This window comes from Phaeobacter sp. CC-HEC084 (genome assembly GCF_059429255.1).
Genome location: NZ_JCAIJQ010000007.1, coordinates 18,558 through 37,927 on the forward strand (window position 1 = coordinate 18,558; position 19,370 = coordinate 37,927).

Here is a 19,370-nt window from a genome sequence, read left to right on the forward strand (position 1 = left end):
CTTACTACAAGCCGAAAAGTAAGGACCGCGAAAAATGCCGCAAAGCGCCGCTGCCAGCACAGCTGCTCAGACACCCCCTGCCCCCGACGCCGCCACCGAGGCGATCCGGGTCACGGATCTGCACAAATCATTCGGGCATCTGGAGGTTCTGAAGGGGGTTTCACTGACCGCGCAGAAAGGCGACGTGGTCGCCATCATCGGCGGCTCCGGCTCTGGCAAATCAACTATGCTGCGCTGCATCAATTTTCTGGAACAACCCACGTCCGGCAAGATCATCATCGGCGGCGAGGAGGTCGCCATGCGCAGCGATGGCAGCCCGGCGAATCGCCGTCAGATCGAACGGATCCGCACCCGTCTGGCCATGGTGTTCCAGCAGTTCAACCTCTGGACCCACCGCACCCTTTTGGAAAACGTGATCGAAGTGCCGGTGCATGTGCTGAAACAACCGCGCGCCGAAGCGATCACCAAGGCCCGCCAGTTGCTGGAACGGGTCGGGCTTGCCGATAAGGCAGATACCTTTCCGGCCTTTCTGTCCGGCGGACAGCAGCAGCGGGCAGCGATTGCGCGCGCGCTGGCGGTTGATCCGTCGGTCATGCTGTTCGACGAACCCACATCGGCGCTGGATCCGGAACTGGTGGGCGAAGTGCTGACCGTCATCCGCGACCTTGCCGCCGAAGGGCGCACCATGCTGCTGGTAACCCACGAAATGAAATTCGCCCGCGAGGTCGCGGATCACGTTGTCTACCTCTACCAGGGGAGGATCGAGGAACAGGGACCGCCAGAACAGGTCTTTGGCAACCCGCAATCCCCCCGTCTGCAACAGTTTCTGAAATCCGTCCACTAAGGGCGGCAAGGCCGCAAAGGCCAATCATCTCAACTCAGGGAGAATACCTATGACATTCAAATCATTGCTTTCCGCGACGACCGCCGCGCTGGCGCTGGCCGCGACCATGGCCACAGCCGAAGAAGTAAAGATCGGTATCGCGGCCGAACCCTATCCGCCCTTTGCCTCGGCTGACAGCTCCGGCAACTGGGTTGGTTGGGAAATCGACGTCATCAACGCGGTTTGCGCCGCTGCTGAACTGGACTGCGTGATTACTCCGGTTGCATGGGACGGCATTATCCCGTCGCTGACCGGCAAGCAGATCGACGCCATCATGGCCTCCATGTCGATCACCGAAGAGCGCATGAAAACCATCGATTTCTCCGACGCTTACTATAACACCCCCACGGTGATCGTTGCGGACAAGACCATGGACATTGAGCCGACCCCTGAATCGCTGGCAGGCAAGATCCTGGGCGTGCAGGCCTCGACCATCCACCAGGCCTATGCGCAGGAATACTTCAAGGACGCCGAAATCCGCGTCTATCAGACCCAGGACGAAGCCAACCAGGATCTGTTCGCCGGCCGCATCGACGCGACCCAGGCCGACAGCATCGCCATGGCGGATTTCGTCGGTTCTGACGCAGGCGCTTGCTGCGAGATCAAAGGCCCGGTCAAAGACGATCCTGCTATTCTGGGCAAAGGCGTCGGCGCCGGTGTGCGCAAGGGTGAAGAGGATCTGAAGGCGGCGCTGAACAAAGGAATCGCCAAGATCCTTGCCGACGGCACCCACGCCGAAATCACCTCCAAATACTTCACGACCAGCATCTACTAAGGCGCTACCGTGACTGACTTCCTGAACGCGCTTGGTCTGGCTGACAGCGCAGCACTGCTATCGCTGTCGGCTCCAGGCTGGGGAAGCAACCTGCTGCGCGGGTTGGCAAATTCTCTGCAAATCGCCTTTGGTGCTTTTGGACTGGGGCTTCTGATCGGGCTGTTCGGGGCCTATGGAAAACTTTACGGCGGGAAGGTCACGCGTGACCTTCTGGCCGTATACACCACCGTGATCCGCGCCGTTCCCGAACTGGTGCTGATCCTGATCCTCTATTACGTGGGCACCGATCTTATCAACAAGGCGTCCGCGCTGCTTGGCGGTGGGCGGATCGAGATCAACGGGGTCGCCGCCGGCATCTGGGTTCTGGGGATCGTGCAGGGCGCCTATGCGACCGAAGTGCTGCGCGGCGCCATTCAAGCCGTCCCGCCCGGCCAGATCGAAGCGGCCCGCGCCTATGGGATGCCTGCATTGATGACTATGCGCCGGGTCACCATCCCGGCAATGATGGCCTTTGCCACGCCGGGTCTGGCCAATCTGTGGCTGATCGCGACCAAGGACACCGCATTGTTGGCCGTTGTCGGTTTCAACGAGCTGACGCTGGAGACCAAACAGGCCGCCAGCAGCACCCGCGCCTATTTCACCTTCTTCCTTGCTGCCGGGGCGCTCTACCTGCTGGTTACGCTCTGCTCCGGGGTCATCTTTGGCCGGGTTGAGAAATGGGCCCGCCGTGGTCAGCCGTCGCTAAAGGAGGGCCGCCAATGACCAGCCTGCGCGCATTTTTCCAACCGCATCGGATCGTGATGCTGGCGCTTTTTGCGGCCTTTGTTGTCTGGTGCGCCGTCAGCCTGCGCTGGGACTGGCTGCCGAAATACATGCCGCTGGCGATCGAAGGCATGTGGACCACACTCTGGATCCTCGTGGTGACAACCATCCTCGGCTTTCTTCTGGCGGTGCCGCTGGGGCTCGCCCAGGCGGTGGGGCCTTGGTATCTGTCCGCCCCGGCCCGGATGTTCTGCACGGTGATACGCGGCACCCCGTTGCTGCTGCAGATCTGGCTGCTGTATTATGGGCTTGGCTCCTTATTTCCGCAGTTTCCCTGGATCCGTTCCTCTGAACTCTGGCCGTACCTGCGGCAGGCCTGGCCCTATGCGGTGCTGGCGCTGACGCTGTCTTATGCCGGGTACGAGGGCGAGGTGATGCGGGGCGCATTCTCTGGCGTTGCCCGTGGACAGCTGGAAGCGGCCAAATCCTTTGGCATGCCCCGGATGACCATGTTCCGCCGCATCTGGCTGCCTCAGGCCGTGCGCAACGTGCTGCCGACGCTTGGCGGGGAAACCATCCTGCAATTGAAGGCAACGCCGCTGATCGCCACCATCACGGTGATGGACATCTACGCGGTGTCCTCCCGCGTTCGCTCCGACACCTTCATCGTCTATGAGCCGCTCTTGCTGCTGGCACTGGTCTATATGGTGATTGCAGGGATCATCAGCCTTATGTTCGGCTATTTCGAACGTCAGGTGCCCGGCGGGCATCGCCGATAGGTTCACCTACCGTTCTAGGCGCCCTCCGATGCGGGGCGCCTTTCTTCACGACACGACGGTAATGTCTGTAATGTCGCTGTCCACATCACGGCAGGCGGTCAGCAATCTGCGCTTCAGGTGCGACATGACATAGGTCGCATGGAACCGGCTCGGCGCGCGCAGCACCAGGCGGCCCCCTGCCCTACTCTCCCGTGTCAGAGCCTGTATCCAGGCCGTATAGGTCGCCATGTCCTCTGTATGCAGCAGGCCCTTGGCGAGGCTCCATTCGGTGCCATCAGACAAATCCGGCGCCGGTGCGCTGGCCTCGCTGCGCAAGGGCACCACATTGGTTGGCTGTTCGTCGCTACCGCTCATCCTGCAGTCAAAATCAGGGCCTACGGCGGCCCAGCGGTCCCGGGTGTCATCCAGTATCCGATCCAGCCCCAGACCGTACTGAGAGACCCTGCCCCGCGCGCCCTGCCGTTTGATGACCAGCCATCCCATGGAGCGCAGCTTGGCCATCTCTCGCTTCACGGTGCGCTCATCCACATCCCAGAGCCGGGCAATCTCACGCTGGCCTACAGCGAGTTCATCCCGTTGCCAGTTGTAGCGAGCTGTCAGAAGCGTCAGTAAACGAAGAACAAGCCGTTGGGAGGTCGGTCCCTGTGCCAGCGCATATGCTCCCATGGCAGTGAGAACATCGTACTTGATCGCCGCCGCATGACGACCCGCTGGTCTTTTGGCAAGCATTGCCATCCCCGTTCCCGCCATGGCTGCTATTTGAAACAAATAGCAGCCGGTTGCCTCATGCGCTGTGTTTTCTTGTCTGAGAGAACGCAGCCGTCGTGTTGGTCGGTTTCGATCCGAACTCAACGTTTTTCTGTATCTTGGCCTAATTTGCGTCCGGAGTTCCGATTCTGTCAAGAACCCATCGGATTGGTCGGGCATACCCAAACCTTTTTCTGATAAGAAAATTGGTATCAATGGTATTGGGGGACGCGCAGGATGTCCCCTATTCAATCGAAAATGTCCCCCAATAGGTTGGGGAGGGTTTCTTCATGTCCCCCTATATCTGCGCCATTGAAGGCCAAAAAACGGGGCGTATTGCCATGTGCCTCCGAATCGGCTGAGCAGTGACACAGGCGTTTGTTTTCAGCCCTCTGAACAAGGTGTCCCCGCAGGGACAGGACGCTAATTCAAACAATAATAGGTTTTGCGTTTTTTGCAAATCCGACGTAAATGGGTTTTGAGGCAGAATTAGCGTCCTGGGTAAACGGGACCTATGCCACTTTGATGTAGGAGCAGTCATGTTTACACACGAAGACCTAGCCCGGTTGCAGGCGCAGTCACTCAAGATGCAAAGCTGGATCCGGCAGCAGACCTTTTCCCCCGAGATGGAAAAGACCCTGCGCAGATTTTCCAGCTGGGAAGTCGCAGAGCTGATTTTCAAGGTCAATCAATCCACTCTGCGCGGGCGGTTGGCGGCCGACCCCTCCCTGCCGCAGGGACAGGTCGAGGAAGACGGCCGCCAGCGCTGGTATTCCCTGGAAGAGATCAACGAGCTGCGGCGCCGGATCAAGATCAACCGCAAGTCCCTGCTGCCGCAGCGCCCGGCGGGCAAGCGCGCTCTGCGGGTGGCGATTTCCAACTTCAAGGGCGGCGCCGGCAAGTCTACCGTGGCGCTGCATTTCGCCCACGCGGCGGCGCTGGACGGATACCGGGTGCTCTGCCTCGATTTCGATCCGCAGGCGACTCTGTCCCACTCCATGGGGCTGAGCGACGTCACCGAGGACTATACGGTCTGGGGCATCATGGCGCGGGATCTGGTGCGCGAAACCGAACGCATGAACGCATCGGCCCGGGGCGCAGAAACCGGGGCCGCCCTGCCCGAACGCCGCCTGCCGGGATCGATCACCGGCATGGGCCTGCAGGATCTGCGCATCGGGGATTTCATCAAACCGACCAGCTGGCCGACGATCGATCTGGTGCCCAGCTGCGCCAATGCGGCCTTTGTCGAATTTGCCAGCGCGCAGTACCGCTACCTCAATCCCGAATGGTCCTTCTTTGCGGCGGTGTCGCGCTACCTCGATCAGCTGCCTGCGGATGAATACGACCTGATCATTTTCGACTGCCCGCCGGCGATTGGCTATCAGTCGATGAATGCGGTCTTTGCGGCCGACATGCTCTACATCCCGTCGGGGCCGGGCTATTGGGAATATGACTCGACCACCTCCTTTATCGGACAGCTGTCCGAAGCGCTTGAGGATCTGTCAGCCTTCAACGGGGTTGTCCCCGCGGGGACATTCTCTTTGCCCAAGGTGTTTCAGGACGTTCGCTTTCTGTTGACGCGCTATGAGTCCGGCAACGATCTGCACCGCGCGATGCGTAATGCCTTCATGAAGGTTTTCGACGGCAGGATGACCGAGCACCCGATCGAAATGACCCGTGCGGTCGAACAGTCGGGACGGTTCCTGAGCTCGATCTACGAGATCGATTACCGGGACATGACGCGCGAAACCTGGCGGCGCGCGCGGGCGTCTTTCGATCAGGCCTATGATGAGTTCAAGACAAACGCGGTCGCCGCCTGGGAGAAGCTGGAGGATGAGGCATGAGCAAGCGCAGAGTTTTCGACATCGATTTCCCAGAAGACCCCCCTGCCCCGGCTGCGGCCAAAACGCCCCGGCAAAAGACGCCTGAGGTATCCGGCGCCGGAGAGGCGCGGCGCGGTCCGATGGCGACGGCTATCACCGAGAACGCAGATGCCCTGCGCCAGCGCGCCGAGGCAGAGAAAACGATCCGAGCGGAAAATGACCGGCTGGCGCATGAGTTCGTGCGACTCAAGAAACTGGGGCTGGTCGTGGACCGGATCCCGCTGGGGAAGATCCGCACTGACAAACTGGTCCGGGACCGCTCTGTCAGCCGGGATCCCGAATTGGATGAGCTGAAGGATTCGATCCGCTCGATCGGGCTGTCGAACCCGATCCGGGTCGAGGAAGACGGGGGTGTCTATCAGCTGGTTCAGGGCTTTCGGCGTCTGTCGGCTTATCGTGCCCTGCTTGAGGAAACAGGTGATGACAGCTTCGCAGCCATTCCGGCTGGGCTAGTGGCCAAGGGGGAAACCCTGCAGGGCCTCTATCGCCGGATGGTCGACGAAAACTTGGTGCGCCGGGATATCTCCTTTGCCGAGATGGCGCAGCTGGCCGTGTCCTATGCGCAGGATCCCGAGACGGAGGCGGACAGCATTGATGAGGCCGTGCGGCTTCTCTATGCCTCTGCCGGTCGTCAGAAACGCAGCTACATTCGCCATTTTGCCGACTTGCTGCTCATGATCGGGACCGAGCTTACCTTCCCTGAGGTGATCCCGCGCGCGTTGGGGCTCGATCTGAAGAAGCGGCTGGCGGATGATCCAAAGGCGCAAGCGCAGTTGCAGGCGCAGCTGCGGTCTCTGCGGCCTGATACGGCAGAGGCAGAACTGGTGCTGTTGCGGGGCGTCCTAACATCGCCGACATCCGAAGTTTCCAGCAGCCCCGCTGGTGGGACCGCGCCGAAATCGGCCAGTGCAAAGACGACCCTGCGCTGCGCTGTCCCCGCGGGGACGGTGCGATGTCAGGCCCGGGATGGGAAGATCGAGATGGCGATGGAACGGGATTTCTCCGCCATCGACCGGCGTCGGCTCGAAGAGGCAATCTCGGCCTTCTTCACCACGCTGGACCGGGGCGCGGAATAAATCCCAGCCACAGGGCGAAGTGTCTTGGAGAAAATAAAAGGGCTGTCCCCGCGGGGACAGCCCTTTCTTTTTACCGGTTTGCCGTGGGTCAGTTCAGAACCTTGAAATCAATCCGACGGTTCTTGGCACGGTTCTGCGCGGTGTCGTTGGACACCAGCGGCGTGGTTTCACCATAGCCGACCGGTTTCAGTCGATCCGCCCCAATGCCTTTGCGGGTCAGATAGCTCACCACCGCATCGGCGCGTTGCTGGCTCAGTCGCATGTTCCAGGCCGCCTGGCCCTGACTGTCGGTGTGACCGCCAACCTCAAGAATGATCGAGGGGCAGCGGCTGACGATATCGTACAGGCTGTCCAGAAAGATGATCGAGGTTCGGTCCAGCCGCGCGGTGGACGGGGCAAAGTTCACGCTGCGGCTGCGGGACAGAATATCGAACCGGCCAAGGCAGGCCTCACGGCTGAAATCTCCGGCGGTTTCCAGCGCGGCCGAGGCTCCGGACACAGGCGCGGCGATGGCTGGCGCCGTTCCGGGGGAGGTGCGTTGGAAGGTCAGGTTGAGATTGACGATCCCCAGCGGTGTGATGGTGACATTGGCGGCTTCCTCCAGCTTCTCGCGCCCGGCCATCAGGTTGAAATCCTTCAGCTGCAGGATGACGGGATCGACCGAGGAAATATTGACCCGGTCATTGTCCAGCAGGGTTACCGCAACCCGCGGGGACAGGTCGACATCGGCGCCATGCAGCGACAGGGTGACGGGAACCTGCATCAGCTTGCGGCGCACTGTGGGCAGGTCCGCCAGTTGCGCCGGATCCAGAACCGCGGTGACGGTGGCCTCGGGATGGGCGAAGGTTTCAAAGAACAGGAACCGCATCCGCACATTGCGCAGGTCGATCTTGGTATCGACCGAATCCAACGCGATCTTGATCTGGGCGATGCCTTTTTCGGTGATCTGCCCGCTGAAGGCCGCGAATTCGCTGGTCTCGGCGATGGTGCCTTTCTTGACCGACAGGAAGGTGATGGTGGAAATTTCCGGATCCAGTTGCCAGCCGTGTTCGAACGGATCGGCCGCAAAAACCGTGCGGGGCAGGGTGAAAAGGGCAAGGAAAATCGGAAGAATGAGCAATCGGAACATGGGACAAGCCACTCCTGGCGGAACTAGGACACTGTTCCCCGCATAGCACGAAATAGTAGGGAACTGCTGCTAGCATAACAGGAAACTTGTGGTGTGGCGCAAGGATGGCGATACTTTCGGCAGGAATTTCCCGGCCTTGCGATCCTTTGTGGATGCTGCGACGGTGTGAAAAGGTGTTGGAGTAAAGTAAATGCGCGCGATGTTTGCGGCGATCCGAATTGGTCTCGCTCTTCTTTTGGTTGTGTTTTGGGGAGCCAGTCATGCGAGGGCGGAAGAACGTCTGGCCCTGGTCATTGGCAACTCTGCCTATGCATCCGTCACCGCGTTGGACAACCCCGACCGGGACGCACAGTTGATCGCGCAGACGTTGGAACAGCTTGGATTTACGGTCACTGTTGAGACGGATCTGACACAGGTCGGGATGAAGCGAGCGATTGCCCATTTCGGGCGCAGCCTGCGGGCGGCGGGGGAAGATGCCACCGGGCTGTTCTATTACGCCGGGCACGGGGTGCAAAGCTTTGGCAACAACTACCTGCTGCCGGTCGATGTTGCGCTGGCCGATGCCGCGGATCTGGACCTGATGGCGGTCGAAGCGCAATCAGTGCTGCGGCAGATGGCTTCGGCGCGCAATCGAACCAACCTTGTGATTTTGGACGCCTGCCGCAACAACCCGTTCGAAAATGTGCCGGATCTGGACGAAAGCGGCCTTGCCGAAATGAAGGCTCCGACCGGCACCTTCCTGGCCTATGCGACGTCCCCGGGTGGGGTGGCTCTGGATGGGGACGGGGACAACAGTCCGTTTACCCAGGCATTGGCGACGCAAATTCAGGTGCCGGGTCAGCCGGTCGAGCAGGTGTTCAAGGACGTGCGCCGCGCGGTACTGGAGCAGAGCCGGGGGCAGCAGACCCCCTGGGATACCTCATCGCTGGTCAGCGACTTCGTCTTTGCCAAGGCTCCTGAGGAACGGGAGCTCACACCGGCAGAGACTGAGGAGCTGCAGTTGTGGCGCTCGGTCGAGGCGACGCGGGATCCGGTGCAGTTGATGCTGTTCCTGCGCGGCTATCCCGACGGAGCCTATACCCAGGAGGCGCGGGACATGCTTAAGGACGTCATGGCAGAGGAACTGGCCGGTGGTGGCACCGCGGCGCCTGCGCCCACGTCACAAGGTCCCGACGAGGCCGAAACAGCCATGTTCAATGCGGCGCAGCAGGATGGCAGCCTCAGCGCTTATGAGGCCTATCTGCAAGATTACCCGGCTGGCACCTATGCCGAGATCGCCCGCACCGAAATCGCGGCGCTGACGGCCGGTTCCGGCACGGATCCAGAGGCCGGGGGAGAGCCGGAGGTCGTCGCGGCGCCTGCCGAAGATCCGGGGCCAAGACCCGCGGATTCTGGGCCGGTCACCTATGCCAGCCCTCTGGATGCAGAGGTAGCAGCGCTTGCGGGCAAAAGCCTGGCCGAAGTGGTCGATCTATCGCCGATGTTTCCCCCAATCGAGGGGCTGCCGGAAAGCTACTGGAAAGAGCAGACCTGCAGCGCCTGCCATCAATGGAACCGGGAGCGTCTATGCGATCAGGGCAATACCTACCTCAGCCTCAATATGCAGCGTTCCCTGTCCAAGCAGCATCCGTTCGGCGGCGCCTTGAAACGCACGCTGAAATCCTGGGCCGCCGGGGGCTGCCAATAGGGGATCACCTATCACGGGTGGCAGATTGGGTGCCTGCCTGTTCCGCATGATGCTGGACGGGATCAGGGTGCGTGCGTGGTGACAAGGAAATAGACCCATTCCCCTTTAAAATCAGTATGTTGCTCTCTCGCTTCTGTCACACGCTCGCGCAGCCAAGCCAGATAGGGTTCGGCGGGTTCGCTGATAGGACGCAGTCCGGAATAAAGCGGATGAGAGGCGGCAAAGGCGACTGCGATTTCCTGCCCGTAGGGCGGGCCAACAGCGATCTGCAGGCCGGGATCTCCGTCTTCCCTGGCACCAACGCGCAGCGGATCTTTGGCAGGGGTCTGCTGCAGTGCGATGGTTTCATTCGGGACCAGATGCAGCACCTGCCCGCCTGCATCGAAATAATCGACATAGACATAGGCGGGGTAATCCGGCGCGGTCAGATCGAAGAACAGCCGGTCGCCGCCTGCATAGGTCAGGACCCGTGCGTGGGCGTCGTCCCCGACCAACAGGGGATTGGTGATCTGATCCGTACTTTGCGGCAGGCCGACCTCTCCGATCCCGGCAAGGGCGCCGCATTGCGGGCGCGGTAGCAGGCGCATCTGGTCGGATACGGTGATGTCCTGTCCCATCTGCGCCTGCAACGCGGCAAGAACCGGTGCCCGCATTCCGTCTTCCGGAATATGACCCCGCAGGGACAGCGTGGCGGTATCCGGGTCAAAGGCAACCTGAAGCCGGGAGCAGGGCACGGCGGCCAGACTGCCCAGCAGCCCATCCCGCAGGCTGTTTCCGTCTGACGCAGCGGCGGTGGGCGCCATGAAGCTTTGGAAGGCGGCCAGTGAGACAGGGTCGATCCCGTCAGGTGCGCCGCCCTGAAAGGCAAGAGCGGCGGTGACCTGATCGCTTTGCGGAACGGCGGTGGGCAAAACCGTAGCTTTGGGCGGGAGCGTTTGCGCCGCATCCACTGATGGTGATGCCTGCGGCACCGGCGCCGTGTCAGGGGCGAACTGAGCAATGGGCTGCGCCGCCGGGGCCGCTGTTTTCACGTCGAGTGAGGGCTCTGCAGCCGGTGAAAGGCGGGCAGGCGGTAGATCGGTTGCGGCAAGCGCCACATCGGCAGACGGTGTGGTCGATATGGATGGTGTGATCTCGGGAGATAGGCTGGCAACCGCAGCCGGTTTGACTTGCGCTGACGCAATGGGCTGCGCCGCAGGTGGGGTTTGCGCGATCGCTGCACTTTGTGCGGGCGCGGCTGCCGGAACCGGGGCAGGGGAGGGGGGCGAGCTCGCAAGGGCCTGCGGTTGCGGCTCGGCCGGGCGCGCCTCTGATTGCGGCAGAGGATTGGCCGCCAGCCCCTCCTGTTGCGGATCAGCCTCTGCGGCGGCCTCGCCTTCGGGCTGCTGCGGGATTGCCTGGCTGCGGTTCAGCCGTTGCGCCGCCATTGTCAGGCTGCTTTGGGGCGTGGGCTGTTTGACCAGATCATCAGGGCGCAGGCTGAACACCAGCGCCCCCGCCATGGCGGCGTGGGCCAGGCCAGATGCGACAAGACCCGCACCCCATATGGAGGCCCGCGATGTCATCCGCCGGTCTCGGGGGTGACGACCAGAACCACATCGCGGAAGCCGAGCTGTTGCGCGCGGCTGACCAGAGGCAGGACATTGCGCAGCTCTGCTGCGCGGTGGGCGTTGATCCGTAGGCGCAGATCCGGGTTATCCTGCAGATGCCTGCTCAGCACGTCGGGCAGATCTTCTGGGCGCATGTCATCGCCATCCAGCGCCAGGGCGCCCTTCGCCGATACGGCCAGCGTGATGCCGCCAGCGGGCATATCGCGTCCGGTTTCAGCATGGGGCGGGGTGACTTCAAATGGAGCGGTGGCGTCCATCCGTCCGATCAGCATGAAGAAAATGAGCAGGAAGAACACCACATCGATCAGGGCAATGATCGTTTCGGATTGGGCTGCGCGGGCAGGGCGGGTCAGCTTCATGGCTGCACCTCCAGCCTCAGGACCCGTAGCTGCTGCACATCGGCTTGTGCGGCCTTGTCCATCACGCTGATCAGAGCCTGCGTCGATGCGGCTCCAGAGGGCAGGATCAGAACCTGTGTCAGAGGATCGCCGGCAATGGTGCTGCGCAGGAGGCTGTCCAACTCGGAGCCGGACAGGGGCTGCCCTCGGATCACCGGAACGCCATCTGCGCCGAGGCGAATCATCACCGTATCGGTTGGCGTCGCGGCAGGGCCTGTTGCCCCGTCGGGGGCCCGCAGGGCCGGTATCATATCAAGGTTCAGATAGGTCGAGGTGACCATGAAAAACACGAGCAGGATCAGCATCACGTCGATCATCGGCACCAACGAGATCAGCGCGCGGGGTCTTGAGGCTCGTTTCAGGATCATGGCGCCACCATCCGATCAGCGGCTGGCGTCGGCCAGCATCAGCCTGCCCACGGCGCTTTCGATGGTCTGGGCCGCGCGTTCGATCCGGGATGCGAAAAGCCCTGCCGCGATGGCCGCCGGAATGGCCACCAGCAGCCCTGCCGCGGTGGTCAGCAGAGCCTGCCAGATCCCGCCGGCCAGAACCGAGGCGTTTGCAGCGCCCTGTGCCAGTTCAAGCTCCTGAAAAGACTGGATCATGCCCAGAACGGTGCCCAGAAGCCCCAGCAGGGGCGACACCATGGCGATGAGTTCCAGCAACCGGATCAGGCTGTTCATGCCCGCAACCTCTTCGTTGCCGCGCCGCTCCAGTTCGGACATCAGCAGAGGGCCTTTGAGGCCGCTGCCCAGGGCGTTCATCGCATAGGTCATGACACGGTCGGCCGGGGCGCGGCCCGCTGTGATTGCGTCTTTGGCGCTTTTCCGGTCGCCGCCGCTCCAGAGGTCGATCGCTTTTGCCCGCGCCGCCTCTCCGCGGCAGACGGACCAGAGCTGGATCAGCTTCACCGCGATCACGGTGAGGGACAGTAGCGACATCAGCGCCAACAAGGCGATGACTGGCCCGCCAGTGCCCAGCATTTCCCAGGTGGTGGCCATCTTATTTCACCAGCTGCGCAGCTGCGCGCGATTCAAGGTTGAGGATCGGAAAGCAATCCATCTGCTCTTCGTTCTGCGGCTGGCAGGAGGTGATGTCATGCAGCAGGATCTCGGAAATGTTGCTGCAGGCGATGTCGGGAATTTCAAAGAGTTTCAGGGTTGTGCGCTGAACGGGCAGGGGGGCGGCATCCACCGACAGAAGCCGGTCGATAACACCGCCAGCATCAAGGATCGCCAGAGACATTTCAAACCCGGCAAAGCTTTTCCCGGTTTGATTCCGGAACAGGAAGAAGGCCCGGCACCCACCGCCGTCGATCTCTTCGGTCTTGTTCAGTTCCACCAGCAGCGGGCCTGTCTCGGCCATGGCATTGCGGGGCAGGGCAATGAGCGTAACCGCGACCATCACGGCCGCGACGTGCAGGAATTTGAGGGGCATGAAAGTCTCCAGTTCTTCAAAATGTAATTAAAAACTCGACTGCCCGGGGGGGGGTCAGACAAGCGTGGTCAGGGCTTTTTCGATGCGGTCCATGACCGATTGCGCGCCGCTGAGATCGCGTTTCTTCAACAGGCGCGCGGCGACATGTACGGCCCGGTCCAGACGGTCGCGGGCCGGGCCCGGGGCGCGGGCGACATTGGCCCTGAGTGCCTGAGCGCGTTTGACCTGCGCGCCAAGCGAGCGCTGGTCCATTTCCCGTTGGCCGCGGCGCATGCTTTTGTCGGCGCTTTCGCGGTCCTTTCCGATTCGGGCGATGGCCCGTTCGATCACCACGATCAGGGTTTCGGCCTCTTGCAGACGGCCTGCATTGATCAGCTTGACCGATTTGGATAGGGCGCGTTTCAGTTTCAGCTCCAGTGGCCCCGGAGCCAGTGCAATCCTTGGCTGGATGCGCTTCAGGCGCCGTGTCAGAGGTGCCACCGCGCTGGCATCAATGCCGGTGGCCGAGACATCATCGACATCCGCCTGCCCCTTGCTTTCGCCTTCGGGTTTGAGACTGTCCAGAAGGTTGCCGCCGTCATCATAGAACAGCACGTTCACCTTGGGCCGGTTCCTTTGCAGGAACTTTTTCAGCGCCGTGATCATCTTGCCCGGGGCCTGTTCGCAGATCATTTCCATCTCGCCGTCCCGCACAACATAGGTGCCCCAGGCCATGGGGTTTGTTCCTCCGGCCTGCTTTACCGGGTTGCGCAAGGTTTCGGGTTTTTTGCCGGGCTGGATCATCAGCAGAGGATCCTTGGAGCCATCCAGGCAGAAGGCAAAGCTCATCCGCTTCTTGGCGCCTTCCCGCACCATCGTCCTGACATCGTCACCGTTAACCCGGTCTGCACACATGACCACCACTCGCAAAAGGACGTGAAAACAATTGACTTTAAGAATTCGATAAGGCTCACTTGACGTCAAGTTATTGTTTTAGAGTGGCGCGGTTCACACCGCTGCATGGGTATCGATTGAATACTTGTTGTAGCGGGGCGGACTGCGTTTGACCGGGTTTTGGGAGGTCAGATGGATCCGGCGGTACTGCTGCAGCCAAAGGAAGAGGATGCACCAAGCGGTGCAAATCTCGAGTATGACCCGGCCTTCACGGACATGGAGCTTGCTGCTCAGCCGGGGGAAGAAACCGTTATCGGCGATGAGCGCACCGAGGCGACGGATCCCGATTACCGCGAAGTCGCAGTCAAGGCGACAGAGGTTCTGGAGCGCAGCCACGATCTGCGGGCTGCCGTGTTTTTGGCCGATGCCTTGCTACAATCCGAAGGTCTGTCCGGTTTTGCGGATGTGACCACATTCATGCGCGGCTGTCTTGAGCAATACTGGGACACCTGCCACCCCGAGCTTGATGAAGACGACGGCGATCCGATCATGCGGATCAACGCGGTTCAGGATCTTTGCGGTCAACCCGGTGGCATGGCAGGGCCTTCACCGGTCTACCGGTCTCTGCGCCGCACCCCGCTGAGTGACAGCCGCGGATTTGGCCGCTTCTCCCTGCGGGAAATGGAAGTGGCCGAAGGGATTGCTACGGCGCCATCGGACATGGAGCGGGTGCCGGATCAGGCGACCATAAGTGCTGCCTTTCAGGACAGCGATCCCGAAGGGGTCGCGACCCGGCTGGCGGCGGCTGAAACGGCGGTCGAGAACGTTAAGGCAATCTCTGCGGTGTTTGACGAACAGACACCGGGGCAGGGGCCAGAACTGGATCCGCTGATCAAGCTGCTGCAACAGATTGCCAAACGGTTGCGCGACTATGGCAATGTCGAAGAGGGCGCCGAGGCGCCAGAGGCCGATGCGGCAGAAGAGGCCGAGGCCGGAGCTGCCGTGGCAGCGCCCGCCGCAGCTGCCGGGATTGCGCCGGGGGCGATCAACTCACCGGCGGATGTGTCCAACATGCTGGACCGCATCATTGGCTATTACGCACGCGAGGAACCATCGAGTCCGGTGCCATTACTGCTGGAGCGGGCAAAGCGTCTGGTGGGGGCCGATTTCCTCACCATCATGAACGACATGGCGCCACGCGGGCTGGAGAATGTGCAGTTGATCGGCGGCATTGAGGACGACGATTGAAACAACAGGGACAGTGGCGTGTGACGACAGGTCGAAAAGATCACCGCATCGTGCCACGGAATTGACGAGTAAGGAGACCTAGATGGCCGGAAGTTCACAAAAGTTCATCGCCCGGAACCGGGCACCCCGGGTTCAAATCGAATATGATGTGGAGCTGTACGGCGCGGAAAAGAAGGTCCAGCTGCCCTTTGTTATGGGTGTGATGGCGGATCTGACCGGGAAATCCGAGGTGGAACAACCCGCAGTCGCCGATCGCAAGTTTCTGGAAATCGACGTGGACAACTTCGATGACCGGATGAAGTCCATGGCGCCGCGTGCCTCTTTCACCGTGCCCAACACGCTGACCGGCGAGGGGAACCTGGCCGTCGATATCACTTTTGAAAGCATGGATGATTTCAAACCGGCCGCTATCGCTGCCAAGGTCGAGCCGCTGCGCGAGCTGTTGGATGCGCGCACGCAGCTGAGCAACCTGATGACCTACATGGATGGCAAGACCGGCGCCGAGGATCTGATTGCAAAAATCATGCAGGATCCGAGCCTGCTGAAAACCCTGGCGGCCCAACCGAAACCCGGCGGCGATGCCGGGTCTGATGCGGAATAAGGAGGATCACAATGGCTGACGAAGAACTCCAGACCGAAGCCGCCGTTGCCGAAAGCGCCTTTGGCTCCGCCGAATTTGAAAACCTCCTGCAAAAGGAATTCCGCCCCAAGTCCGATCAGGCCAAGACCGCCGTCGAAAGCGCGGTCAAGACACTGGCCGAACAGGCCCTGGCCAATACCGGGCTGATTTCCGACGATGCCCTGCGCTCGATCGAGAGCATCGTGGCTGAGATCGACAAGAAGCTGACCGAGCAGGTCAACCTGATCCTGCACAATGAAGAATTCCAGCAATTGGAAAGCGCCTGGCGCGGACTGCATTATCTCGTCAACAATACCGAAACCGACGAGATGCTGAAAATTCGGGTGATGCCGATCAGCAAAAAGGAACTGGGCAAGACCCTGAAGAAATTCAAAGGCACTGCCTGGGACCAGTCTCCGATCTTCAAGAAGCTTTATACCGAAGAATTCAGCCAGCTGGGCGGTGAACCCTATGGCTCTCTGGTGGCGGATTATCACTTCGACCATTCTCCGCCGGATATCGAACTGCTGGGCGAGATGTCCAAGATCGCCGCTGCAACCCATGCGCCGCTGATCACGGGCGCCAAGCCGACCCTGTTCCAGATGGACAGCTGGTCCGAACTGTCCAATCCGCGCGATCTGACCAAGATCTTCCAGACGCCGGAATATGCCGCCTGGCGGTCCCTGCGCGAAAGCGAAGACTCCAAATACGTTGGTCTGGCGATGCCACGCTTCCTTGGCCGTCTGCCTTATGGATCGAAGACCGATCCGGTGGATGAATTCGCATTCGAAGAAGACACCAGCGGTGCGGGCAGCGAGAAATACGGCTGGGTCAATGCCGCCTACGGCATGGCCACCAATATCACCCGCTCGTTCAAGACTTACGGTTGGTGTTCGCGGATCCGCGGCGTCGAAAGCGGCGGTACACTGGAAGAGCTGCCATCGCATACCTTCCCGACCACGGATGGCGGTGTGGATCAGAAATGCCCGACCGAGATTGCCATTGATGACCGGCGCGAGGCGGAACTGGCCAAGAACGGCATGATGCCGCTGATCCACCGTAAGAACACGGATGTGGCGACATTCATGGGCGCGCAATCCCTGCACAAGCCCACCGAATATGACGATCCGGATGCGACAGCGAATGCCAACCTTGGGGCCCGCCTGCCGTATCTTTTCGCCACCTGCCGGTTCGCGCATTACCTCAAATGCATGGTGCGCGACAAAGTCGGGTCGTTCAAAAGCCGCCAGGACATGGAAAGCTGGCTGCAGAACTGGATCAACAATTACGTCGATTTCAACGCCGATATTTCATCGGAAAACGAGAAGGCGCGCAAACCTCTCGCCGCTGCGGAAGTGGTGGTCGAAGAGGTCGAGGGCAACCCGGGCTATTACAGCTCCAAATTTTTCCTGCGCCCGCATTACCAGCTTGAAGGACTTTCTGTCTCGCTCCGGCTGGTATCGAAACTGCCCTCAGAAAAAGGAGGCTGATTTCCACTCATCAGCCGCACACAACAGGGTCTGACAAAACATTTGGCCTTAACGAGTACTGAATTTGAAAGGATAGAAAATGGCTGCGAATATGTTCGTCGAGATTTCGGACATCGAAGGCGATGCAACCGAAGAGAACCACAAGAACTGGATCGTGATCCAGTCCGCCAGCTGGAACGTGGAACGCGCTGTTGAAATGACCGACCTCGGCTCGACCCAGCGGATGCATGCGAACTCGAACTTTGGCAAGATCGAACTGACCTCCCAGATGGGCAAGGCGTCCAACGAACTGGCGAAATCGGTGGCAAACGGCACGGTGCGCCCGGAAATCATCATGCACTGGTGTCGTTCCGGTGATAGCCAGTCCGAAGGTCTGCTGGCCTATTCCGAATGGAAGCTCAAGGATGTGGTGGTCGACAGTTATTCGATCTCCGCGAGCGAGGATGGCATCCCCGAGGAAACCTGGTCGCTGGCCTATGCCGCGATCGAGCACACCTACAAGTCGACGAACCAGAAGACCGGCAAACTGGAAAAACCGGTTGTCTTCCAGTGGAACGTTCAGTCTGGCAAATTCGAATACTGATATGCCCTCGCCCCGGACGTTTTGGGCGTCCGGGGTATTTGTTTGTGATCAAGTAACTGTCGGAGTTGGCGCATGACCCCCGAGGAATATCTGAAGTCGGGCGATCCTGGTAAGGCGCTGACGGCCCTGCAGGATAAGGTGCGGGCGGACCCGTCGAATGCGAAACTGCGAATTTTCCTGTTTCAACTGCTCTGTATTCTAGGGGACTGGAAACGGGCCATCGCCCAGCTGAAGTTGAGCGCGGAACTGGATCCGGGCGCCACGCTCATGGCGCAGACCTACCGTGAAGCGATCATCTGCGAGGTGTACCGAGAAAAGGTCTTTCAGGGTGAAAAGGCCCCGATGATCTTTGGCGAGCCTCAGGACTGGCTGGCGCATCTGATCGAAGCGCAGAAACTTCTGGCGCAGGGCAAACACGATGAATCCGCAGCGCTCCGGGCCAAGGCTTTTGATGCGGCCCCGGCGACCCCGGGAGAAGCGGATGGCAAGGTCTTTGAATGGATCGCCGATGCCGATATGCGGCTTGGCCCGGTGCTGGAGGTGATTATCAACGGTCGGTATTTCTGGATGCCCTTTTCTCAGATCCGGTCGCTTGAACTGGATGAACCGGCTGATCTGCGCGATCGGGTCTGGATGGCAGGCACCATCACGCTGGTGAACGGGGGAGAACTGGTTGCGCTGGTGCCGACCCGATATCCAGAAAGCACCGAGGCAGACCCGGAGGCCATGATGGCCCGGGCAACGGATTGGCAGGATATCGGCGCGAATACCTATGTCGGCATCGGTCAGCGGTTGCTCACCATTGGCGATCAGGACATCGCGATTATGGATTTGCGCAGTCTGCGCTTGCATGGCGCCGAGGACACGGATGAGCCGCAGGGCGGCCTGACGGATGGCTGATCAGACTCTTGCCGAACGCCTTCAGCCCTCTTTGCTGGATCGGCTGACGGACAATGATCCCGGCAACCGCAAGGAAAGCCGGGAATCGCGGGTGATCGACCTGAACCGGCTCCGCGATATCATCCAGCGGGATCTGTCCTGGCTGCTGAACACGCTGAACGGAGAAAGCCATATTCCGGTCGACAGATATCCGGCGGTGGCGGCTTCGGTTCTGAACTATGGGCTGGGTGAAGTTTCGGGTGAGTATTCGACCAGCGAGAAAACGGAAATGATCCGGCGCGGGATCGAGCGGGCGGTGTCCCGCTATGAGCCGCGGATCATCGAAGGGTCTGTCGATGTCCGCCTGACCGGCGAAACAGAGGCCGCAGGCATGACGGTGGCTCTGGAGATCCGCGCGGATATGTGGGCGCAACCGATGCCGCTGGAGCTTTACCTGCGCAGCAAGGTTGATCTGACCACCGGTGAAGTGAACGTGGAACGAGGGCTGTAGC

General features: G+C 60.7%; 21 protein-coding genes. 13 read left to right on the plus strand and 8 right to left on the minus strand.

Going from position 1 to position 19,370, the window contains the following annotated elements; genetic code table 11:
* The first annotated feature begins 34 nt into the window (after window positions 1–34).
* The 4 genes from AC5SSZ_RS16890 to AC5SSZ_RS16905 are packed head-to-tail and all read left to right on the plus strand — an operon-like array spanning window position 35 to window position 3,199.
* Window positions 35–844 carry an ABC transporter ATP-binding protein gene (locus AC5SSZ_RS16890; RefSeq protein WP_274834727.1) on the plus strand — a complete coding sequence of 270 codons (810 nt, stop codon included), beginning with the start codon at window positions 35–37 and terminating at the stop codon, window positions 842–844.
* Between the two features lie 49 nt (window positions 845–893).
* Window positions 894–1,658, plus strand: a complete 765-nt coding sequence (locus tag AC5SSZ_RS16895) for a transporter substrate-binding domain-containing protein (protein WP_495438973.1) — start codon at window positions 894–896, stop codon at window positions 1,656–1,658.
* 9 nt (window positions 1,659–1,667) lie between these two features.
* The gene (locus tag AC5SSZ_RS16900) at window positions 1,668–2,420 is read left to right on the plus strand and encodes an ABC transporter permease (protein WP_274830743.1); all 753 of its coding nucleotides are present in this window, start codon (window positions 1,668–1,670) and stop codon (window positions 2,418–2,420) included.
* The gene (locus AC5SSZ_RS16905) at window positions 2,417–3,199 is read left to right on the plus strand and encodes an ABC transporter permease (protein WP_274833981.1); all 783 of its coding nucleotides are present in this window, start codon (window positions 2,417–2,419) and stop codon (window positions 3,197–3,199) included. Before AC5SSZ_RS16900 ends, AC5SSZ_RS16905 begins: the two co-directional genes overlap by 4 nt.
* Window positions 3,200–3,244: 45 nt before the next feature.
* On the opposite strand, the gene AC5SSZ_RS16910 is transcribed toward AC5SSZ_RS16905, so the two are convergent.
* Window positions 3,245–3,928 (minus strand): hypothetical protein, encoded by a 684-nt coding sequence (locus AC5SSZ_RS16910; RefSeq protein WP_495438976.1) that lies wholly within the window; start codon window positions 3,926–3,928, stop codon window positions 3,245–3,247.
* A 557-nt stretch (window positions 3,929–4,485) separates the two neighbouring features.
* Here AC5SSZ_RS16910 and AC5SSZ_RS16915 point away from each other — a divergent pair.
* The gene (locus tag AC5SSZ_RS16915) at window positions 4,486–5,790 is read left to right on the plus strand and encodes an AAA family ATPase (RefSeq protein ID WP_495438977.1); all 1,305 of its coding nucleotides are present in this window, start codon (window positions 4,486–4,488) and stop codon (window positions 5,788–5,790) included.
* Window positions 5,787–6,905 (plus strand): ParB/RepB/Spo0J family partition protein, encoded by a 1,119-nt coding sequence (locus AC5SSZ_RS16920; RefSeq protein ID WP_495438978.1) that lies wholly within the window; start codon window positions 5,787–5,789, stop codon window positions 6,903–6,905. The genes AC5SSZ_RS16915 and AC5SSZ_RS16920 overlap by 4 nt, the downstream gene beginning before the upstream one ends.
* Before the next feature lie 88 nt (window positions 6,906–6,993).
* Here AC5SSZ_RS16920 and AC5SSZ_RS16925 read toward each other — a convergent pair whose 3' ends face one another.
* Window positions 6,994–8,034 (minus strand): OmpA family protein, encoded by a 1,041-nt coding sequence (locus AC5SSZ_RS16925; protein WP_495438980.1) that lies wholly within the window; start codon window positions 8,032–8,034, stop codon window positions 6,994–6,996.
* A 190-nt stretch (window positions 8,035–8,224) separates the two neighbouring features.
* On the opposite strand from AC5SSZ_RS16925, the gene AC5SSZ_RS16930 reads away from it, so the two are divergent.
* Complete coding sequence (locus tag AC5SSZ_RS16930; RefSeq protein WP_495438982.1) at window positions 8,225–9,721, plus strand: caspase family protein; 1,497 nt, start codon at window positions 8,225–8,227, stop codon at window positions 9,719–9,721.
* Window positions 9,722–9,783: 62 nt separating this feature from the next.
* On the opposite strand, the gene AC5SSZ_RS16935 is transcribed toward AC5SSZ_RS16930, so the two are convergent.
* The 6 genes from AC5SSZ_RS16935 to AC5SSZ_RS16960 are packed head-to-tail and all read right to left on the minus strand — an operon-like array spanning window position 9,784 to window position 14,060.
* Window positions 9,784–11,286 carry a DUF4384 domain-containing protein gene (locus AC5SSZ_RS16935; protein WP_495438984.1) on the minus strand — a complete coding sequence of 501 codons (1,503 nt, stop codon included), beginning with the start codon at window positions 11,284–11,286 and terminating at the stop codon, window positions 9,784–9,786.
* Window positions 11,283–11,690: an ExbD/TolR family protein gene (locus AC5SSZ_RS16940; RefSeq protein ID WP_495438986.1), complete on the minus strand. Its 408-nt coding sequence runs from the start codon at window positions 11,688–11,690 to the stop codon at window positions 11,283–11,285. Before AC5SSZ_RS16940 ends, AC5SSZ_RS16935 begins: the two co-directional genes overlap by 4 nt.
* Entirely contained in the window at window positions 11,687–12,097 is a 411-nt protein-coding gene (locus AC5SSZ_RS16945; RefSeq protein ID WP_495438987.1) for an ExbD/TolR family protein, read from the minus strand. The genes AC5SSZ_RS16940 and AC5SSZ_RS16945 overlap by 4 nt, the downstream gene beginning before the upstream one ends.
* A gap of 15 nt (window positions 12,098–12,112) precedes the next feature.
* Window positions 12,113–12,730 (minus strand): MotA/TolQ/ExbB proton channel family protein, encoded by a 618-nt coding sequence (locus AC5SSZ_RS16950; RefSeq protein WP_495438988.1) that lies wholly within the window; start codon window positions 12,728–12,730, stop codon window positions 12,113–12,115.
* Between the two features lies 1 nt (window position 12,731).
* Window positions 12,732–13,166, minus strand: a complete 435-nt coding sequence (locus tag AC5SSZ_RS16955) for a hypothetical protein (protein ID WP_274833996.1) — start codon at window positions 13,164–13,166, stop codon at window positions 12,732–12,734.
* A 54-nt stretch (window positions 13,167–13,220) separates the two neighbouring features.
* Window positions 13,221–14,060: a hypothetical protein gene (locus tag AC5SSZ_RS16960; protein ID WP_274830731.1), complete on the minus strand. Its 840-nt coding sequence runs from the start codon at window positions 14,058–14,060 to the stop codon at window positions 13,221–13,223.
* A 171-nt stretch (window positions 14,061–14,231) separates the two neighbouring features.
* Between AC5SSZ_RS16960 and tssA the strand changes: the two genes are divergently transcribed.
* The 6 genes from tssA (at window position 14,232) to tssE (ending at window position 19,369) form a co-directional block, all read left to right on the plus strand.
* A complete protein-coding gene (gene tssA / locus AC5SSZ_RS16965; protein WP_274830730.1) occupies window positions 14,232–15,287 on the plus strand; it encodes a type VI secretion system protein TssA in 1,056 nt (351 codons plus the stop codon).
* An 82-nt stretch (window positions 15,288–15,369) separates the two neighbouring features.
* The gene (tssB, locus tag AC5SSZ_RS16970; RefSeq protein ID WP_274830729.1) at window positions 15,370–15,888 is read left to right on the plus strand and encodes a type VI secretion system contractile sheath small subunit; all 519 of its coding nucleotides are present in this window, start codon (window positions 15,370–15,372) and stop codon (window positions 15,886–15,888) included.
* Between the two features lie 11 nt (window positions 15,889–15,899).
* Complete coding sequence (tssC, locus tag AC5SSZ_RS16975; RefSeq protein WP_274830728.1) at window positions 15,900–17,396, plus strand: type VI secretion system contractile sheath large subunit; 1,497 nt, start codon at window positions 15,900–15,902, stop codon at window positions 17,394–17,396.
* A gap of 79 nt (window positions 17,397–17,475) precedes the next feature.
* A complete protein-coding gene (locus AC5SSZ_RS16980; RefSeq protein ID WP_274830727.1) occupies window positions 17,476–17,979 on the plus strand; it encodes an Hcp family type VI secretion system effector in 504 nt (167 codons plus the stop codon).
* Window positions 17,980–18,051: 72 nt separating this feature from the next.
* Window positions 18,052–18,879, plus strand: coding sequence for a type VI secretion system accessory protein TagJ (locus AC5SSZ_RS16985; protein ID WP_495438992.1), 828 nt, complete (start codon window positions 18,052–18,054; stop codon window positions 18,877–18,879).
* On the plus strand, window positions 18,872–19,369 hold the full coding sequence (gene tssE / locus AC5SSZ_RS16990) for a type VI secretion system baseplate subunit TssE (RefSeq protein WP_274830725.1): 498 nt from the start codon (window positions 18,872–18,874) through the stop codon (window positions 19,367–19,369). Before AC5SSZ_RS16985 ends, tssE begins: the two co-directional genes overlap by 8 nt.
* Window position 19,370: the final 1 nt, after the last annotated feature.

Excerpts from the sequence above, each read along its gene's own strand:
- AC5SSZ_RS16890 (WP_274834727.1), top strand. The coding sequence starts at position 35 with ATGCCGCAAAGCGCCGCTGCCAGCACAGCTGCTCAGACACCCCCTGCC.
- AC5SSZ_RS16895 (WP_495438973.1), top strand. The coding sequence starts at position 894 with ATGACATTCAAATCATTGCTTTCCGCGACGACCGCCGCGCTGGCGCTG.
- AC5SSZ_RS16905 (WP_274833981.1), top strand. The coding sequence starts at position 2,417 with ATGACCAGCCTGCGCGCATTTTTCCAACCGCATCGGATCGTGATGCTG.
- AC5SSZ_RS16910 (WP_495438976.1), bottom strand. The coding sequence starts at position 3,928 with ATGCTTGCCAAAAGACCAGCGGGTCGTCATGCGGCGGCGATCAAGTAC.
- AC5SSZ_RS16915 (WP_495438977.1), top strand. The coding sequence starts at position 4,486 with ATGTTTACACACGAAGACCTAGCCCGGTTGCAGGCGCAGTCACTCAAG.
- AC5SSZ_RS16920 (WP_495438978.1), top strand. The coding sequence starts at position 5,787 with ATGAGCAAGCGCAGAGTTTTCGACATCGATTTCCCAGAAGACCCCCCT.
- AC5SSZ_RS16925 (WP_495438980.1), bottom strand. The coding sequence starts at position 8,034 with ATGTTCCGATTGCTCATTCTTCCGATTTTCCTTGCCCTTTTCACCCTG.
- AC5SSZ_RS16930 (WP_495438982.1), top strand. The coding sequence starts at position 8,225 with ATGCGCGCGATGTTTGCGGCGATCCGAATTGGTCTCGCTCTTCTTTTG.
- AC5SSZ_RS16935 (WP_495438984.1), bottom strand. The coding sequence starts at position 11,286 with ATGACATCGCGGGCCTCCATATGGGGTGCGGGTCTTGTCGCATCTGGC.
- AC5SSZ_RS16940 (WP_495438986.1), bottom strand. The coding sequence starts at position 11,690 with ATGAAGCTGACCCGCCCTGCCCGCGCAGCCCAATCCGAAACGATCATT.
- AC5SSZ_RS16945 (WP_495438987.1), bottom strand. The coding sequence starts at position 12,097 with ATGATCCTGAAACGAGCCTCAAGACCCCGCGCGCTGATCTCGTTGGTG.
- AC5SSZ_RS16950 (WP_495438988.1), bottom strand. The coding sequence starts at position 12,730 with ATGGCCACCACCTGGGAAATGCTGGGCACTGGCGGGCCAGTCATCGCC.
- AC5SSZ_RS16955 (WP_274833996.1), bottom strand. The coding sequence starts at position 13,166 with ATGCCCCTCAAATTCCTGCACGTCGCGGCCGTGATGGTCGCGGTTACG.
- AC5SSZ_RS16960 (WP_274830731.1), bottom strand. The coding sequence starts at position 14,060 with ATGTGTGCAGACCGGGTTAACGGTGACGATGTCAGGACGATGGTGCGG.
- tssA (WP_274830730.1), top strand. The coding sequence starts at position 14,232 with ATGGATCCGGCGGTACTGCTGCAGCCAAAGGAAGAGGATGCACCAAGC.
- tssB (WP_274830729.1), top strand. The coding sequence starts at position 15,370 with ATGGCCGGAAGTTCACAAAAGTTCATCGCCCGGAACCGGGCACCCCGG.
- tssC (WP_274830728.1), top strand. The coding sequence starts at position 15,900 with ATGGCTGACGAAGAACTCCAGACCGAAGCCGCCGTTGCCGAAAGCGCC.
- AC5SSZ_RS16980 (WP_274830727.1), top strand. The coding sequence starts at position 17,476 with ATGGCTGCGAATATGTTCGTCGAGATTTCGGACATCGAAGGCGATGCA.
- AC5SSZ_RS16985 (WP_495438992.1), top strand. The coding sequence starts at position 18,052 with ATGACCCCCGAGGAATATCTGAAGTCGGGCGATCCTGGTAAGGCGCTG.
- tssE (WP_274830725.1), top strand. The coding sequence starts at position 18,872 with ATGGCTGATCAGACTCTTGCCGAACGCCTTCAGCCCTCTTTGCTGGAT.